At 65.5% G+C, this 1,614-nt stretch carries 2 protein-coding genes; one reads left to right on the top strand and one right to left on the bottom strand.

Annotated features, from left to right (window positions below; translation table 11 throughout):
- On the bottom strand, positions 1–692 hold a 692-nt coding region (locus WBQ44_RS00420; RefSeq protein WP_495564762.1), incomplete at its 3' end, for a hypothetical protein.
- Positions 693–1,158: 466 nt separating this feature from the next.
- On the opposite strand from WBQ44_RS00420, the gene WBQ44_RS00415 reads away from it, so the two are divergent.
- On the top strand, positions 1,159–1,614 hold a 456-nt coding region (locus WBQ44_RS00415), incomplete at its 3' end, for a DnaB-like helicase N-terminal domain-containing protein (RefSeq protein ID WP_495564761.1).

Here is a 1,614-nt window from a genome sequence, read left to right as displayed (position 1 = left end):
GGGCCGACGGGCGGAACCGCATCCGGAACGACCGGTGTGCCGCCAGGCAGCCCGTCGACGGCGGTCTCCGCCGTGCCGACCACGTCGCCGAGGGTGCGATCGGCCGTCTGGGTCACGTCGGTGACGGCCCCGGGTGCGCCGGCGACAACATCGTCGAGCTCGGAGACGACCGTGTCGACGCCGAGTTCGGTGACCACGTCGCCCACGATCGGCACGTCGGTGATGGTATCGACGACCGGGTCGGTGACGGTCTCGACGACCTCCGCGACCGGCGTGGTGACGGTTTCGACGACGTCGACGACGGGCGTCGTGACCTGCTCGACGACACCGCTTTCGACGACCTGGTTGACCGGCTTCGTGACAGTTTGCACGACCTGCTTGACGGGCTCGACCACCTTCTGCACCGGCGCCTGAACGGGCGCGGGGGCCTTCTCGACGACGTGCTCGACCACTTCTGTCACCGTGGAGGTCGCGCTGTTGACGGTATTGGTCACGGCGCCAGCGGTCTCATCGACCAGGCTCGTGACGGCACCCAGCAAGCCGCGCTCGTCATCGGACGAGTCGACAGCCTGCGCGCCGGCCGAACCGAGTCCGAGGGTGAGGGAGAATCCCAACCAGGCGAATGCGACACCGGCTCCGATCAGCGCGAGCCGGGGCAATGTGCCCAGACGGTGTGCAGATGCGGTGTCCATTTCACCTCCCACGACGAGTAGCGTCACGTCCGTCTGCTTTGATGAACGCTCTTGAGGGTGCCTGGATCCCCGACGATACCGCCGTCATGAGTGTGTGTCCACAGTTGTGCGAAACAGACCCCGATTTCGCGTGTTTCCGCGGCTCGAGTCGGTGCGCAGTTGTACACAGGTGGCCCCGGAGTCCACAACCTTCAAGTGACACTTCAACCCACAACTCCTCCACAACATGTGGAAACAGCACTTCCTGATCAAAGGCGGTTTCTGCCTCGAAAGTCCGCGGCGGGGGTGACTTTATCCACAGCGGTTGTTCACAGGCTCAGCGGCGTTTCGCGCAGTCTTTCCACAGAGTTATCCACAGGCCGTGTTGCAGGTGTCCGACCCCCTCCATAGCGTGGGGTGCGGCCCGCCGGGATTCCTGTTGCGCGCCGGTTCTGGCACCCGATCGATGTATGGAGGACGTACGCCTATGTCGATTGCTGACATCTCTGAGGACCGTCTGGGGTCACCCCGCGAGTTCGAGCGCACGCCGCCCCACGACCTGCTGGCCGAGCAGAGCGCGCTGGGCGGCATGCTGCTGTCGAAGGACGCGGTCGCCGATGTCATCGAGAGCCTGCGAGGCACGGATTTCTACATCCCGAAGCACGAGCTCATTTTCGAGGCGATCCTCACGCTCTACTCGCACGGCGAGCCGACCGACGTCGTCGCGGTCACCGACGAACTGATCAAGACCGGCGAGCTGCAGCGTGCCGGCGGCGCCGACTACCTGCACACCCTGACCTCGATCGTGCCCACCGCGGCGAACGCCGGGTACTACGCGACGATCGTCGCCGAGAAGGCGGTCCTGCGCCGGCTCGTCGAGGCAGGCACGCGCATCGTGCAGATGGGCTACGCCAGCGAGGGAGAGGTCACCGATCTCGTCAAC

The sequence above is a fragment of the Rhodococcus sp. (in: high G+C Gram-positive bacteria) genome, from assembly GCF_049591685.1.
GTDB lineage: Bacteria > Actinomycetota > Actinomycetes > Mycobacteriales > Mycobacteriaceae > Rhodococcoides.
The sequence above is the reverse complement of the archived record's forward strand: the minus strand, read 5'-3'. Positions and strand labels throughout refer to the sequence as shown.